This window comes from Thauera sp. WB-2 (assembly GCF_027594845.1).
Lineage (GTDB): Bacteria > Pseudomonadota > Gammaproteobacteria > Burkholderiales > Rhodocyclaceae > Thauera > Thauera mechernichensis.
This window is the reverse complement of sequence record NZ_CP088935.1, coordinates 2,426,973-2,440,978: the sequence shown is the minus strand read 5'-3', so window position 1 is coordinate 2,440,978 and position 14,006 is coordinate 2,426,973. Positions and strand designations below refer to the sequence as shown.

General features: G+C 65.1%; 16 protein-coding genes. All 16 read left to right on the top strand.

Features of this window, described 5'->3' with window-relative positions; genetic code table 11:
* The first annotated feature begins 13 nt into the window (after positions 1–13).
* From rpoE to uvrC, 16 genes are read left to right on the top strand one after another with little or no spacing between them, the layout of a single operon-like run.
* Positions 14–613 carry an RNA polymerase sigma factor RpoE gene (gene rpoE / locus LQF09_RS11225; protein ID WP_002930025.1) on the top strand — a complete coding sequence of 200 codons (600 nt, stop codon included), beginning with the start codon at positions 14–16 and terminating at the stop codon, positions 611–613.
* A gap of 9 nt (positions 614–622) precedes the next feature.
* On the top strand, positions 623–1,168 hold the full coding sequence (locus tag LQF09_RS11220; RefSeq protein WP_002930023.1) for a sigma-E factor negative regulatory protein: 546 nt from the start codon (positions 623–625) through the stop codon (positions 1,166–1,168).
* Entirely contained in the window at positions 1,165–2,133 is a 969-nt protein-coding gene (locus tag LQF09_RS11215) for a MucB/RseB C-terminal domain-containing protein (protein ID WP_002930020.1), read from the top strand. The genes LQF09_RS11220 and LQF09_RS11215 overlap by 4 nt, the downstream gene beginning before the upstream one ends.
* Entirely contained in the window at positions 2,133–2,597 is a 465-nt protein-coding gene (locus tag LQF09_RS11210; protein ID WP_083485764.1) for a SoxR reducing system RseC family protein, read from the top strand. The genes LQF09_RS11215 and LQF09_RS11210 overlap by 1 nt, the downstream gene beginning before the upstream one ends.
* Positions 2,597–4,048, top strand: coding sequence for a Do family serine endopeptidase (locus tag LQF09_RS11205; RefSeq protein WP_270067980.1), 1,452 nt, complete (start codon positions 2,597–2,599; stop codon positions 4,046–4,048). The genes LQF09_RS11210 and LQF09_RS11205 overlap by 1 nt, the downstream gene beginning before the upstream one ends.
* Positions 4,045–4,320, top strand: coding sequence for a glutaredoxin family protein (locus tag LQF09_RS11200; RefSeq protein WP_002930015.1), 276 nt, complete (start codon positions 4,045–4,047; stop codon positions 4,318–4,320). The genes LQF09_RS11205 and LQF09_RS11200 overlap by 4 nt, the downstream gene beginning before the upstream one ends.
* Positions 4,321–4,372: 52 nt before the next feature.
* Positions 4,373–6,169: a translation elongation factor 4 gene (lepA, locus tag LQF09_RS11195; RefSeq protein ID WP_002930014.1), complete on the top strand. Its 1,797-nt coding sequence runs from the start codon at positions 4,373–4,375 to the stop codon at positions 6,167–6,169.
* Between the two features lie 10 nt (positions 6,170–6,179).
* Complete coding sequence (gene lepB, locus LQF09_RS11190) at positions 6,180–6,968, top strand: signal peptidase I (protein ID WP_002930008.1); 789 nt, start codon at positions 6,180–6,182, stop codon at positions 6,966–6,968.
* A gap of 15 nt (positions 6,969–6,983) precedes the next feature.
* Complete coding sequence (locus LQF09_RS11185) at positions 6,984–7,346, top strand: DUF4845 domain-containing protein (RefSeq protein WP_002930007.1); 363 nt, start codon at positions 6,984–6,986, stop codon at positions 7,344–7,346.
* Positions 7,347–7,350: 4 nt separating this feature from the next.
* Positions 7,351–8,022, top strand: a complete 672-nt coding sequence (rnc, locus tag LQF09_RS11180) for a ribonuclease III (protein WP_002930005.1) — start codon at positions 7,351–7,353, stop codon at positions 8,020–8,022.
* Complete coding sequence (gene era / locus LQF09_RS11175; RefSeq protein WP_270067979.1) at positions 8,019–8,945, top strand: GTPase Era; 927 nt, start codon at positions 8,019–8,021, stop codon at positions 8,943–8,945. Before rnc ends, era begins: the two co-directional genes overlap by 4 nt.
* Before the next feature lie 15 nt (positions 8,946–8,960).
* Positions 8,961–9,713, top strand: a complete 753-nt coding sequence (gene recO / locus LQF09_RS11170; protein ID WP_270067978.1) for a DNA repair protein RecO — start codon at positions 8,961–8,963, stop codon at positions 9,711–9,713.
* Positions 9,713–10,465 (top strand): pyridoxine 5'-phosphate synthase, encoded by a 753-nt coding sequence (locus tag LQF09_RS11165; RefSeq protein WP_002929996.1) that lies wholly within the window; start codon positions 9,713–9,715, stop codon positions 10,463–10,465. Before recO ends, LQF09_RS11165 begins: the two co-directional genes overlap by 1 nt.
* 19 nt (positions 10,466–10,484) lie before the next feature.
* Entirely contained in the window at positions 10,485–10,862 is a 378-nt protein-coding gene (acpS, locus tag LQF09_RS11160; RefSeq protein ID WP_002929994.1) for a holo-ACP synthase, read from the top strand.
* A gap of 19 nt (positions 10,863–10,881) precedes the next feature.
* Positions 10,882–12,027 (top strand): beta-N-acetylhexosaminidase, encoded by a 1,146-nt coding sequence (nagZ, locus tag LQF09_RS11155; protein WP_002929992.1) that lies wholly within the window; start codon positions 10,882–10,884, stop codon positions 12,025–12,027.
* A 60-nt stretch (positions 12,028–12,087) separates the two neighbouring features.
* On the top strand, positions 12,088–13,914 hold the full coding sequence (gene uvrC / locus LQF09_RS11150; RefSeq protein ID WP_002929991.1) for an excinuclease ABC subunit UvrC: 1,827 nt from the start codon (positions 12,088–12,090) through the stop codon (positions 13,912–13,914).
* Positions 13,915–14,006: the final 92 nt, after the last annotated feature.

The window sequence follows — 14,006 nt, the reverse complement described above, 5'->3', positions numbered from 1 at the left end:
AAGAACTTATTACATGAGCGATCGTGAGCTCGATCAGCAACTCGTTGAGCGCGTACAGCGCGGCGACAAGCAGGCATTCGGCTTGCTGGTATCCAAGTACCAGCGCAAGTTGAATCGTTTGTTGTCGCGTCTGATCCGCGATCCCGCCGAAGTCGAGGACGTTGCGCAGGAGACCTTCATCAAGGCCTACCGGGCGTTGGGTTCTTTCCGCGGAGACAGTGCCTTTTACACATGGCTTTACCGGATCGGAGTCAATACGGCGAAGAACTACCTGGTATCTCAGGGCAGAAGAGCGCCGACATCGACGAGTTTCGACTCGGAAGAGGCCGAGACCTTCGAGGATGGAGACCAGTTGCGGGACATCAACACGCCCGAGCGTTTGTTGATGACACGCCAGATCGGTGAGGCCGTCGAGGGGGCAATGGGCGATCTGCCCGAGGAGTTGAGGACGGCGATCATGCTGCGGGAGTTCGAGGGTCTGAGCTACGAAGAGATCGCCAGCATCATGGAGTGCCCCATAGGCACGGTGCGCTCGCGGATCTTCCGCGCGCGTGAAGCGATTGCAGAGCGTCTGCGGCCGTTGCTCGACACGGCGCCGGACAAACGTTGGTAGGTGGCAGACATGAAGGACAAGGTATCGGCGTTGCTTGATGGAGATCTCGACGAGCAGGCCACGCGTTCGGTCATCGAGCGCATGGGGGTCGATTCGGGACTGCAGCGGCAGTGGGATGCATATTGTTTGATCGGCGATGCGATCCGCGGCGATCGCTTCGGCTCGAGTGATTTCGTCGATCGCGTGATGGCCCGGCTCGACGACGAGCCGACCGTTCTTGCTCCCCGGCCTGCTGCCGGCGACAGCGTCAGGCGGTCGGTCTGGCAGTCCTTGTTGCCGATCGCTGCGTCGGTGATGGGTGTGGCCGCGGTGGGGCTCGTGGCTGCAACGCTCTACTCCCAGGACGATCGCGCACCTGCGAAGCTGGCGAGCGAGGCTGCCAAGGTTCAGGTGGTGGCTGCGCCGGCCGTGCGTGCGTCGGTCCAGCCGGTGGGCCTGGACCCGCATCGCGAATATGTGTTTGCGCATCAGGGCCTGAGCGGCGTCGGTCCGCTGCCCGCTGGCGTGCAGTACGTGAGGACTGTTTCCGATCAGCGCCAGGGAACGGGCCGATGAGGTTCAGCGCAGCCGTACTGACCGCCTGCGCCTTGCTGCTGCAAACGCCTGCTCACGCCGAAGGCCCCTCGGACCCGTTGTCCTGGCTCGGCAGGATCCAGTCCGCAGGGCAGCGCCTCAATTACGTTGGAACCTTCGTTTATCAGTCGGGTGGGCATGTCGAGACATCTCGCGTTGCTCACCGTGTCGATGCGGCAGGTGCCCTCGAGCGGCTAGAGGTGCTCGATGGCAGTCCGCGGGAGATCATCCGCCGCGGCAATGAAGTGCACTGCGTTCTTCCCGATGAGCGCACGGTCATCATCGACCAGGCCAGCGGCAGGCGCGCCTTTCCAGCCCGTCTGCCGGCAAGTCTGACCGACCTCGCGGAGTACTACCGGATCCGCAAGGGTGAGTTGAGCAGGGTCGCGGGCTACGAGGCTCAGGCCATCGTGCTCGATCCGCGTGACGACCTCCGCTACGGCCACACGCTGTGGGCCGAAGTGCAGAGCGGGCTGTTGCTCAAATCGCGCATGGTGGACGAGCATGGCTTGCTCATAGAGCAGTTCAGTTTCAGCGACATCCGCATTGGCGGCGATGTCGATGCGGCCTTGCTCGAATCCCGCTTCACGCCCGATGGCGACTGGAAGGTTGTCAACGCGCGCGGCGACGACATGCCCAAGACAGAAGCCGGGTGGGTACTGACCGAGCCGCTGCCGGGTTATTTGCTCACTTCGGTCATGAAACGGCCCTTGGGGCGTGACCGCGGGCAGGCGGTGCACATGGTGTTCAGTGACGGACTGGCGGCCATTTCGGTCTTCATCGAACCGGTTGGCGATGGGTCCGAGATCGGTTTGGGGCCGGTGTCGACCGGGGCCATCAACATCTACAAACGCGCCCAGGATGGCCATCTGGTAACGGCGCTGGGCGAGGCGCCCGAGCGCGCGGTGCGCCATGTGGGCGACCACATTCGTCCGGTGTCGCGGTGATGCAGGCTCGGGCGCGGGTGCTGAGGGTCGAGCGTGGCAAGGCTTGGGTCAAGCTGAGCGACAAGGCAGGTGGTTGCGGGCGTTGCGACGAACCTGGTGGCTGCCGGTCAATGCAGATCACGCAGGCGCTCGGTGCCGGCAAGGATGAGTTTGCGCTGCCGCTGGTTCCCGGCATCGGTCCGGGCGACGACGTCGTGATCAGTATCCCCGACGGCGCGGCGCTGCGCGCGGCGCTTGCCAGTTATGGCCTGGCGACCGTGCTGCTGGTTTCGGGCGCAGGTCTTGGTGGCCTATTCGCTGATGGGCGTTCGGGCGATACGTATGCGCTCGCGGGGGGGCTTGCCGGCTTGCTGCTGGCGTGGGCGACGAACAGGGTGCTCGCGCGCAGCAGGAACTGGCGCCTGGGTCTGCGCATGGACCTGGCGCCGGCCTCTGCGTGTGTGCAGGGCGGCCCACAGCGGTGATGGCGCGGATGCCCGCTGTGCCCGGCGTGGGGGCGCTCCTGCGCTTGCTGGTTCTGTTCGCGTGCCTCACTGCTTTCGGTGCGCCGACGTGGGCGGCCAGTGCCGCCTTGCCGGACTTCACCCGTCTGGTGGAGAAGCAGGGTGCGGCTGTGGTCAATGTCAGCACCAGGCAGGCGCGCAAGGCGGCCAGCCGCTTGCCGTTTCAGATTCCCGAGCTCAACGAGTCGGACCCGATGTTCGACTTTTTCCGCAAGTTCATTCCGCGCACCCCGGAGGCGCCGGGTGGTGACCCTGACAACCAGTCGCTCGGTTCAGGGTTCATCATCAGTGCCGATGGCTACATCCTGACCAACGCACATGTGATCGAGGAGGCCGAGGAGATTCTCGTTCGCCTCGCTGACAAGCGTGAGTACAGCGCCGAGGTCATCGGCGCCGATGCACGCAGTGACGTCGCATTGATCCGCATCGACGCAAGCGATCTGCCTCACGTCGTGTTCGGGAATCCCGATGCGCTGAAGGTTGGCGAGTGGGTGCTCGCGATCGGTTCGCCCTTCGGCTTCGAACAGTCGGTTACCGCAGGCATCGTGAGTGCAAAGGGGCGTAGCCTACCGGATGAGAACTTCGTGCCCTTCATCCAGACCGACGTCGCGATCAATCCTGGCAACTCGGGCGGTCCATTGTTCAATCTGCGGGGTGAGGTCGTCGGTATCAACTCGCAGATCTACAGCCGTACGGGTGGGTTCATGGGCTTGTCGTTTGCGATCCCGATCGATCTGGCGATGGATATCCAGCAGCAACTGCGCGCCTCGGGCAGGGTGCAACGCGGTCGCATCGGGGTGTCGATCCAGGAGGTCACGCGCGCACTTGCCGACAGCTTTGGGCTGATGCGTGCCGCAGGGGCATTGGTAAGTGCCGTCGAGCCCGAAGGGCCTGCCGCGCGCGGCGGTGTCGAGCAGGGCGACATCATTGTCCGCTTCAATGGCCGCCCGGTGGAAAGCTCGGCCGATCTCCCGCGTATCGTGGCAGCGGCACGTCCGGGGCAGGAGGTCGACGTCGACATCCATCGCGCTGGCGCGGCACGCTCGTTGAAGCTTACGGTTGGCGAGTGGGAGGATCCTGAGGCGGAAGAGGCCGAGGAGCTCGGCGTCGATCCCGGTGGGCCAGCCAATGCACTCGGCCTGGATCTGGTGGTGCCGACACCTGCGCAGCGCCGCGAGGGCAAGGTCGACCAGGGGTTATTGGTGCAGCGCGTACAGGGTGCCGCAGCGCGGGCCGAGATCGTTCCTGGCGACGTTGCACTTGCAATGGTGGTTGCCGGCCGTCATGTAAGGCTCGACACCCTGGATGCGTACAATCATGTGTTGGGTGAGCTGCGCCCCGGTCAGCAGGTGAGTGTGCTCATCCGGCGAGCCGACTTTGTTTCCTACGTGAGCTTGAGAGCGGAGAAATGACGGGGATAGCCGGGAGCAGGGTATTTACCGTGCTGAGTCGGGAGTGGTGCCACCTCTGTCACGACCTTGTCGCTGCGCTCGAGCCCATCGCGGCTGAGCATGGCTGGCGGATCGAGGTGGTCGACGTGGACCAGGATGCGATCCTCGAGGCGCGCTGGGATGAACTTGTCCCTGTATTGCTTCACGGCGAGCACGAACTCTGCCACTACCACCTCGATGAGCCTGCGGTGCGCGCTTATTGCAGCCGTTTTCCGCTAGAATCACGGGCTTGACAAGGCCAACCATTCCGAAAACGGGTGCTGCAAGGCACCCTTTTCGTTTCGCATGAACCACATCCGCAACTTCTCCATCATCGCTCATATCGACCACGGCAAATCGACCCTGGCCGATCGACTCATCCACTTCTGCGGCGGCTTGTCCGAGCGCGAGATGGAAGCCCAGGTGCTCGACTCGATGGATATCGAGCGCGAGCGCGGCATCACCATCAAGGCGCAGACAGCAGCCCTGCACTACAAGGCCAAGGACGGGCAGGTATACAACCTGAACCTGATCGATACCCCGGGCCATGTGGATTTTTCCTACGAGGTCAGTCGTTCGCTGGCCGCCTGCGAAGGCGCGCTGTTGGTCGTGGATGCCTCGCAAGGGGTGGAGGCGCAGACGGTGGCGAACTGCTACACCGCGCTCGATCTCGATGTCGAGGTGGTGCCGGTGCTCAACAAGATCGACCTGCCGGCGGCTGACCCGGACAACGCCCGTCAGGAGATCGAGGACGTGATCGGCGTCGATGCTTCGGAGGCTATCCTGTGCTCGGCCAAGACCGGCCTGGGCGTGGAGGACGTGCTCGAGGCAATCGTCGCCCGCATCCCTTCCCCCAAGGGCAAGGCTGATGGCCCGCTCAAGGCGCTGATCATCGACTCCTGGTTCGACAACTATGTCGGCGTGGTGATGCTGGTGCGCGTGGTCGACGGCGAGCTGAAGCCTAAGGACCGCATCCTGCTGATGTCCAACGGCGCACAGTACCCCTGCGACCAGGTGGGCGTGTTCACGCCGCGCTCGGTGAGCCGGGATGCACTGCGCGCGGGCGAGGTCGGCTTCGTGATCGCCGGCATCAAGGAGATCGAGGCGGCCAAGGTCGGCGACACCATCACGCTCGCCAACAAGCCCGCGAGCGAGCCGCTGCCCGGCTTCAAGGAGATCAAGCCGCAGGTGTTCGCCGGCCTGTATCCGGTGGAGTCCTCCGAGTACGACCAGCTGCGCGACTCGCTCGAGAAGCTGCGCCTGAACGATGCTTCGTTGCAGTTCGAACCCGAGGTTTCGCAGGCATTGGGCTTTGGTTTCCGCTGCGGCTTCCTCGGCCTGCTGCACATGGACATCGTGCAGGAGCGCCTGGAGCGCGAATTCGACATGGACCTGATCACCACCGCGCCTACGGTGGTGTACGAGGTCGTGCTCAACGACGGCAGCATCATCCGCATCGAGAACCCGGCCAAGCTGCCCGAACCCGGCAAGTACCAGGAGATCCGTGAGCCCATCATCACCGCCACCATCTTCCTGCCGCAGGACTACGTCGGCCCGGTGATCACGCTGTGCAACCAGAAGCGTGGCAACCAGGTCGACATGCGTTACCACGGTCGCCAGGTGCAGCTGATCTACGAACTGCCGATGAACGAAGTGGTGATGGACTTCTTCGACAAGCTCAAGTCGGTGTCGCGCGGCTACGCGTCACTGGACTACGACTTCAAGGAATACCGCACGGCCGATCTGGTCAAGCTCGACCTGATGGTCGGCGGCGAGAAGGTCGATGCGCTGTCGGTGATCGTGCACCGTGCCAGCGCGCAGTACCGCGGCCGCGAGCTGGCGAGCAAGCTGCGTGGCCTGATTCCGCGCCAGATGTTCGACGTGCCGGTACAGGCTGCGATCGGCGCCCACATCATCGCCCGCGAGACGATCAAGGCCTTGCGCAAGAACGTGCTCGCCAAGTGCTACGGCGGCGACATCAGCCGCAAGAAGAAGCTGCTCGAGAAGCAGAAGGAAGGCAAGAAGCGCATGAAGCAGGTTGGCAACGTCGAGATCCCGCAAGAAGCCTTCCTCGCCGTGCTGCGCACTGACGAAGGCAAGTGACGGATAGCGCATGAATTTTGCACTCATCCTCTTCCTGCTGCTTGTCGCCACCGGTGCGCTCTGGTTCCTGGATCGCTTCCATGCGCGCAAGCTGCGCGCGGCAGGCGCGCCGAACCCTTGGTGGGTGGAATATGGCGCGAGCTTCTTCCCGGTGATTCTGATCGTGTTCGGCTTGCGCTCCTTTGTCGTCGAGCCGTTCAAGATCCCCTCCGGATCGATGATCCCGACGCTGCTGGTTGGCGACTTCATCCTCGTCAACAAGTGGACCTATGGCATCCGGCTGCCGGTGATCAACCAAAAGGTCATCGATATCAACGCCCCCGAGCGCGGTGACGTGATGGTGTTCCGCTATCCGGCCGACCCTTCGCTGGACTACATCAAGCGCGTGGTCGGGCTACCGGGCGACCGCGTCGAATACGTGAACAAGCGTCTCAGCATCAACGGCCAGCCGGTGCCGATCGAGGAGGTCGGCGCCTACCTGCATCCGGACAGGTTGTACTATTCGCCTCAGTTCACCGAGCGCCTTGGCGCAGTCGAGCACTCGGTCCTGATCGAGCGCGATGCTCCGGCCTTCATCCCGCAGGTGATGAATTTCCCCGGGCGTGAGAACTGCACCTACACCAGCGCCGGCGTCAGTTGTACCGTGCCTCAGGGGCACTACTTCGTACTCGGCGATAACCGCGATGCGAGCAGCGACAGCCGGGTGTGGGGTTTCGTGCCGGAGCAGAACATCGTCGGCAAGGCTTTCTTCATCTGGTTCAACTTCAACGACATGAAGCGCATTGGCGGCTTCCACTGATCGAGGGGTATCAGCATGCGCATGAAGTCACAGCGCGGCGTCACGCTGACCGGGGTTCTCGTGGTCGGCACACTGGCTGCGTTCCTGTTGATCCTCGGTTTTCGCACGGTACCGGTGTTCAACGAATACCTCGCCATCAAACGTATCCTCGTAGTGCTTGCAGACGAGGGCGACAAAGGGGCAACGGTGGCGGATCTTCGCCGAGGCTTCGACACGCGACGCCAGATCGACGATGTGAAGAGTATCCGTGGCGCGGACCTCAAGATCGACAAGACCGCGTCGCGCACGCAGATCTCCGCACGCTACTCGCGAACGGTGCCACTCATTGCCAATGTCAGCCTGCTGTTCGACTTCGAGCCGAACAGCGAGGCGCGCTGACCCCATGGCGCCCGATCAGTTGCAGTCGCGCCTGGGCCACGTATTCGGTGATCCCCGGCTGCTGCGCGAGGCCCTGACCCACCGCAGCTTCGGCCAGCCCAACAACGAGCGCTTCGAGTTCCTGGGCGACAGCATCCTGAACTGCGTGATCTCGATTGCGCTGTTCGAGCGTTTCGGTGGTTTGCGCGAAGGTGACCTGTCGCGCGTCCGTGCCTCTCTCGTACGCCAGGACGCGCTCTATCGCATTGCCCTGGAGCTAGAGCTGGGTGCGTTCCTGCACCTTGGCGAAGGCGAGTTGAAGTCGGGTGGCAGCAAGCGGCCATCGATACTGGCCGATGCGCTCGAGGCCGTTTTTGCGGCGGTCTTTCTCGACGGTGGTTTCGACGCTGCAAAGCAGGTCATCGACCGCCTTTATGCGCCACTGCTCTCCGAAGTCGATCCGCGGCGGCCGAGCAAGGATGCCAAGACGGCCTTGCAGGAGTGGCTGCAGGCGCGCAGGATCGCGGTGCCGACCTATTCGATGGTGCAGGCGCTGGGCGAGGCCCATGCGCAGGAATTCGAGGTGGCCTGCGAAGTGCCCAAGCTTGGCGTGCGTACGCTGGGCCGCGGCCCGAGCCGCCGTATCGCCGAACAACAGTCAGCCGAACTCGCCCTCGCGGCACTCAGGAAGCAATGAACGAACATACTCTCGACAGCCCGGCCGACGGCAGCTCGGACGACGCCTTCCGCGCCGGCTTTGTCGCCATTGTCGGCCGCCCTAACGTCGGCAAGTCGACCCTGCTCAATCGCCTGATCGGGCAGAAGATCAGTATCGTCTCCAGCAAGGCGCAGACCACCCGCCATCGCGTCACCGGCATTCTCACCGAAGCCGATGCGCAGTTCGTGTTTGTCGACACGCCGGGCTTCCAGACGCATCACCGCAACGCCCTCAACCGGTCGATGAATCGCACCGTGTCGCAGGTGCTGGCCGATGTGGACCTGGTCTTCTTCGTCATCGAGGCTGGCCGCTTCACCGACGATGACCGCAAGGTGCTGTCGGTGATCCCGGAGACGTCCAAGGTCATTCTGGTGATCAACAAGGTCGATCAGTTGAAGGACAAGGCCCGTCTGCTGCCCTTCATCGACCAGGTGCGCCAGGCACGCGAGTTCATCGAGATCGTGCCGCTGTCTGCGGAGAAGGGGCGCAACGTCGACACCCTGGTCAAGGCGGCGACGCCGCTGTTGCCCGTGGCTACGCCGATGTTCGAGGAGGACGAGATCACCGACCGCAGCGAACGCTTCCTGGCCTCCGAATTCCTGCGCGAGAAGCTGTTCCGCCTGCTCGGCGACGAGCTGCCCTACGGCATCGCGGTGGAGATCGAGAAGTTCGAGGTCGAGGGCAACCTGCGTCGCATCCACGCTGCAGTGATCGTCGACAAGCCAGGCCACAAGGCGATGGTGATCGGCAAGGGCGGTGAGAAGCTCAAGCGCATCTCCAGCGAGGCGCGCGTCGAGCTCGAGAAGCTGTTCGACGGTAAGGTCTTTCTCGAGGTCTGGGTCAAGATCAAGAGCGGCTGGGCCGACGACGAGCGCGCGCTGAAGAGCCTCGGTTACGAGTGATCCGGGCGCAGGGCAATGGCGGGAGCCAAGCAGCGCGTCGAGCAGCAACCGGCCTGGGTGCTGCACACCTATCCCTGGCGTGAGACGAGCCTGATCGTAGAGGTGTTCGCGCGCGATCATGGCCGCGTTGCGCTCGTCGCCAAGGGTGCGCGCCGGCCGCATTCGCAGCTGCGTGGGGTGCTGATGGCCTTTCAGCCATTGTCGATGGACTGGTCGGGCGGCGGCGAGGTCAAGACGCTCGTGCGCGCCGAGTGGCAGGGCGGACAGCCACTGCTCACTGGTCGTGCGCTGATCTGTGGCTACTACCTCAACGAGTTGCTGGTGCGCCTGACCGCCCGAGAAGATCCCCACCCGCAGCTCTTCATCGCCTACGCCAAGGCCGTGCGTGCCCTTGGTCGCGGCGAATCCGAGCCACCGATCCTGCGCCGCTTCGAGCTTGCCTTGCTGCAGGACCTTGGCTACGAGGCCGGGCTCGCGAACGAGGCCGACGGTGGCGGTACCGTGCGCCCCGAAGGGCGCTACATTTACATTATCGAACGCGGCCCGCTGCGCCTGGAAACCCTTGAAGGGGAGGGCGTCGACCCCGCTGCGCTCGGTGACCAGGCGCTGCTGTCCGGGCAGACCCTGCTCGACATGGCCGCCGACGATTTCTCGCGCGCGGAAACGCTGGCCCAGTCCAAGCAGTTGCTGCGCATGCTCATCAACCTCACCCTGGGCGGCCAGCCGCTGCAATCGCGCCGGGTGCTCAAGGAACTGCAGGAACTCTGATGATCGAACTCGGCGTCAATATCGACCACGTTGCCACCTTGCGCCAGGCGCGCCGCACCTGGGAGCCTGACCCGGTGTGGGCCGCGGTCGAGGCCCATCTCGGCGGTGCGGACGGCATCACCATCCACCTGCGTGAGGACCGCCGCCACATCAACGACGACGACGTGCGCCGCCTCGCCGAACTCACCCAGGTCAAGCTCAACCTCGAGATGGCGGCCACCGACGAGATGGTCGACATCGCCTGCCGCACCAAGCCGCAGATGGCCATGCTGGTCCCAGAGGGACGCCACGAGGTCACCACCGAGGGCGGGCTGGATGTGTTGGCGCAGGAGACGCGCCTGCGTGACGTGATCGCCCGCCTGGCCGACGCCGGCATCGTCACCAGCGTGTTCATCGATGCCGAGCTCGAGCAGATCGAGGCCGCTGCGCGCATCGGTGCGCGCGTGTGCGAGATCCACACCGGCCCCTACGCCCACGCCTTCCATGCCGCCGGCCGCGATGCCGAGGCGCCGGCGGTGGTCGACGAGCTCGACAAGATCCGCATCGCCGGCGAAGCAGTGCGCCAGCTCGGCATGCGCTTCAACGCCGGCCATGCGCTGAACTACTACAACGTCCAGCCGATTGCCGGCCTGCATGGTATCCGCGAGTTGCACATCGGCCATTCGATCGTCAGCCGTTCGGTCTTCGTCGGCCTGCGAGAAGCGGTGGCCGAGATGAAGCGGCTGCTGCGCGAAGCCGCGCTCACGGCCTGATGCTCGCGGAGGGCTGCGCGTGATCCACGGCATCGGCACCGACATCGTGCGCGTGCAGCGCATGCGCGCCGCGCTCGAGCGCCACGGCGAGCGTTTTGCCTTGCGCATCCTCGCCGCCAGCGAGGTGGCGGATTGGCGCGCCCATCGCGACCCGGGGCGGTTTCTAGCCAAGCGCTTCGCCGCCAAGGAGGCCTTTGGCAAGGCGCTTGGCACCGGCGTTGCCGTGCCTGCCACGCTGCACGCGGTCGCCGTGGGCCACGACGCGCTCGGCAAGCCTGGTTACCTCTATGATGACCGCCTTGCTGCCCACATGCGCGAGCACGGATTGCGCGCGCACCTGAGCATCAGCGATGAGGACGACAACGTCGTTGCATTTGCGCTCATTGAGCGCGTCTGAGCGCAACGGAGCCGACAGCATGACCCAGCCCATCCACCGCCCGCGCGGCCCCGTCATGATCGACGTTGCCGGCACTGCATTGACCGATGAGGAGCGTGAACGCCTGCTCGACCCGCTGGTCGGCGGTGTCATCCTGTTTGCGCGCAACTACATCGGTTCCGACCAACTGCGCGCCCTCACCGCCGAGATCCGCGCGCTGCGCGATCCGGCGCTGATCATCGCGGTCGACCACGAAGGTGGCAGGGTGCAGCGCTTTCGCAGTGACGGCTTCACCCGCCTGCCGGCCATGCGCAGCCTCGGTGCCTTGTGGGAGCGGGACCACCTCGCCGCGCTCGATGCCGCCCGCGCCACCGGATTCGTGCTTGCCGCGGAGTTGCTGGCGCATGGCGTCGATCTCAGCTTCACGCCGGTGCTCGACCTCGACTACGGCTGCTGCAGCGCCATCGGCAACCGCGCCTTCCACCGTGACCCGCAGGCCGTCGCCGCACTTGCGCAGGCACTGTGCGCGGGGATGGCCGAAACCGGCATGGGCTGCGTCGGCAAGCACTTTCCCGGACACGGATTCGTCGAGGCCGACTCGCACCACGACGTACCGGTCGACGAACGCGACTTCGATACCCTCTGGGCCGAGGACATCGCCCCCTACCGCCATCGTCTCGGCCGCCAGCTTGCAGGTGTGATGCCCGCCCACGTCATCTATCCCAATGCCGACCCCAGCACCGAACCCCATCCGGCGGGCTTCTCGTCGTTCTGGCTCAGGGATGTGTTGCGCGAGCGTCTGGGCTTCAAGGGCGTGATCTTCAGCGATGACCTCAACATGGAGGGCGCCCGTGTCGCCGGCGACATCGTCGGCCGCGCCAGGGCCGCATATGGCGCCGGCTGCGACATGCTCCTGGTGTGCAATCGACCGGACCTCGCCGCCGAACTGCTCGACCGCTGGGCCCCGGTCGCCGACGCCGACAGCCTTGCCCGCCTGGCCGCAATCGGGCCGGGTACGACCCGCCCCGCCTGGGTTGTCGACCCTTTCGCACTCGAACTGCACGCCCCCTATGTCCAGGCCCGCGGGCTTATCGCGTCCATTCCCGAAGACATGAGCGCAGCCCCGGCGATGACAGCAGCCACCATCGGCCAGCAGCGTACCGAAGTCCTGCGCCAGGACGGATAATTCCCATAGGCAGCGGCTTTTCATCACCAACGCCGCTGGCGCCAGAAGCAGCCGACGAGTATGCGCATGTCCGACCCGAAGAACGAAACAGCCGCCTTCGACCCAAAGCCCTTCCTGCGCACCCTCACCGAGGAGCCCGGCGTCTACCGCATGATCGGCGCCGACGACAAGGTGCTCTACGTCGGCAAGGCCAAGAACCTCAAGCGCCGCGTCTCCAGCTACTTCCAGAAGACCGTTTCCAGCCCGCGCATCGCCATGATGGTTGCCCAGGTGCTGCGCGTGGACATCACCGCCACGCGCTCCGAGGCCGAGGCCCTGATCCTCGAGAACAACCTCATCAAGAGCTTGGCGCCGCGCTACAACATCCTCTTCCGCGACGACAAGACCTACCCCTACATCGAGCTCTCGGCTGACGAGTTTCCGCGTCTGGCCTACCACCGCGGCGCCTTCACCAAGGGCGCGCGCTACTTCGGCCCCTTCCCGAACGCCTGGGCGGTGCGCGAGAGCATCCACCTGTTGCAGAAGACCTTTCAGCTGCGCACCTGCGAGAACACCGTCTACGCGAACCGCTCGCGGCCCTGCCTGCTGCACCAGATCAAGCGCTGTACTGCGCCCTGCGTCGGCCTTGTCGAAGCCGAGGCCTATGCGGCCGACGTCCGGCTAGCAACGCGCTTTCTCGACGGCCAGGCGAGCGAGGTGATCGATGACCTGACGAACCGCATGCAGGCTGCCGCCGAGCGCCTCGCCTTCGAGGAGGCCGCCGCCTGTCGCGACCAGGTACGTGTGCTGCAGGCGGTGCTGCACAAGCAGTTCGTAGACAGCCGCAAGGATGAGGATGTCGACGTGCTTGCTGCAATCGAGGAGGACGGCATGACCTGCGTGAACATCGCCATGGTACGCGGCGGCCGCCACCTCGGCGACCGGCCGCAGTTTCCCAGCGGTGCGGCGGTGTCGGGCGCTGCGGACAGCCTGCTCGCCTTCGTCGAGCAGCACTACAGCCAGCACCCCATCCCCGCGCGCATCTTGGTGAATCTCCCGCCTGAGGCGGTCAAGGAAACGCTGGCCGAGATCACTGACCGCCCGCCCGGCGTGGTGTCGCCGCGCTTCGCCGCCGAGAAAGCCTGGATGGAGATGGCAGAGAAGAACGCTCGCCTCGCCATTCAGGCTCGTGCGCGCGACACCGGCCGCCTCGAGCAGCGCCTTGAAGCCCTGCGCGAGGTGCTGGGCATGGACGAGGCGCCGCAGCGCATCGAATGCTTCGACATCAGCCACACCATGGGCGAGGCTACGGTGGCGTCGTGCGTGGTGTGCGAGGCGGGCGCCATGAAGCGCGCCGAGTACCGCCGCTACAACATCACCGGCATTACCCCGGGCGATGACTTCGCCGCGATGCGTCAGGCGCTGGAGCGCCGCTACGGCAAGGTCGCGGCGGGTGAGGGAGTGTGTCCCGACCTGATCCTGATCGACGGCGGCAAGGGCCAGGTCAGCGCCGCGCGCGCCATTCTCGCCGAGGTCGGCCTCGAGTCGGTGGCGATGGTCGGTGTGGCCAAGGGCGAGGGTCGCAAGGCCGGGCTGGAAACGCTGATCTTCCCGGACGGTCGCGAGGGGCTGGCACTTGGCGGCGAATCGGCCGCGCTGCACCTGATCGTGGAAATCCGCGACGAGGCCCACCGTTTCGCCATCACCGGCCACCGCGCCAAGCGCGGCAAGGCGCGCGTGGGCTCCAAACTCGAGGACATCCCTGGCGTCGGCCCGTCACGCCGGCGCAACCTGCTCGCCGCATTCGGCGGCCTCGACGGTGTGCGCGACGCCACGGTGGAAGACCTGTGCCGCGTCGATGGCGTCAGCCGCAAGCTGGCCGAACAGATCCACGCTGCTTTGCATTGAAGTCGGGGAGCGATTTGCGCCTGGTCAAGGGCGGCGGCCGGGGCCGGGCGCATACTGCGCCGCCTCCGATCTGCCCCGCCCAGGCCGTACCC

Coding starts and splice junctions, on each gene's coding strand:
- rpoE (WP_002930025.1), top strand. CDS start 14: ATGAGCGATCGTGAGCTCGATCAGCAACTCGTTGAGCGCGTACAGCGC.
- recO (WP_270067978.1), top strand. CDS start 8,961: ATGGCGGGAGCCAAGCAGCGCGTCGAGCAGCAACCGGCCTGGGTGCTG.
- LQF09_RS11220 (WP_002930023.1), top strand. CDS start 623: ATGAAGGACAAGGTATCGGCGTTGCTTGATGGAGATCTCGACGAGCAG.
- LQF09_RS11205 (WP_270067980.1), top strand. CDS start 2,597: ATGGCGCGGATGCCCGCTGTGCCCGGCGTGGGGGCGCTCCTGCGCTTG.
- LQF09_RS11210 (WP_083485764.1), top strand. CDS start 2,133: ATGCAGGCTCGGGCGCGGGTGCTGAGGGTCGAGCGTGGCAAGGCTTGG.
- LQF09_RS11185 (WP_002930007.1), top strand. CDS start 6,984: ATGCGCATGAAGTCACAGCGCGGCGTCACGCTGACCGGGGTTCTCGTG.
- era (WP_270067979.1), top strand. CDS start 8,019: ATGAACGAACATACTCTCGACAGCCCGGCCGACGGCAGCTCGGACGAC.
- LQF09_RS11165 (WP_002929996.1), top strand. CDS start 9,713: ATGATCGAACTCGGCGTCAATATCGACCACGTTGCCACCTTGCGCCAG.
- uvrC (WP_002929991.1), top strand. CDS start 12,088: ATGCGCATGTCCGACCCGAAGAACGAAACAGCCGCCTTCGACCCAAAG.
- LQF09_RS11200 (WP_002930015.1), top strand. CDS start 4,045: ATGACGGGGATAGCCGGGAGCAGGGTATTTACCGTGCTGAGTCGGGAG.
- rnc (WP_002930005.1), top strand. CDS start 7,351: ATGGCGCCCGATCAGTTGCAGTCGCGCCTGGGCCACGTATTCGGTGAT.
- lepB (WP_002930008.1), top strand. CDS start 6,180: ATGAATTTTGCACTCATCCTCTTCCTGCTGCTTGTCGCCACCGGTGCG.
- nagZ (WP_002929992.1), top strand. CDS start 10,882: ATGACCCAGCCCATCCACCGCCCGCGCGGCCCCGTCATGATCGACGTT.
- LQF09_RS11215 (WP_002930020.1), top strand. CDS start 1,165: ATGAGGTTCAGCGCAGCCGTACTGACCGCCTGCGCCTTGCTGCTGCAA.
- lepA (WP_002930014.1), top strand. CDS start 4,373: ATGAACCACATCCGCAACTTCTCCATCATCGCTCATATCGACCACGGC.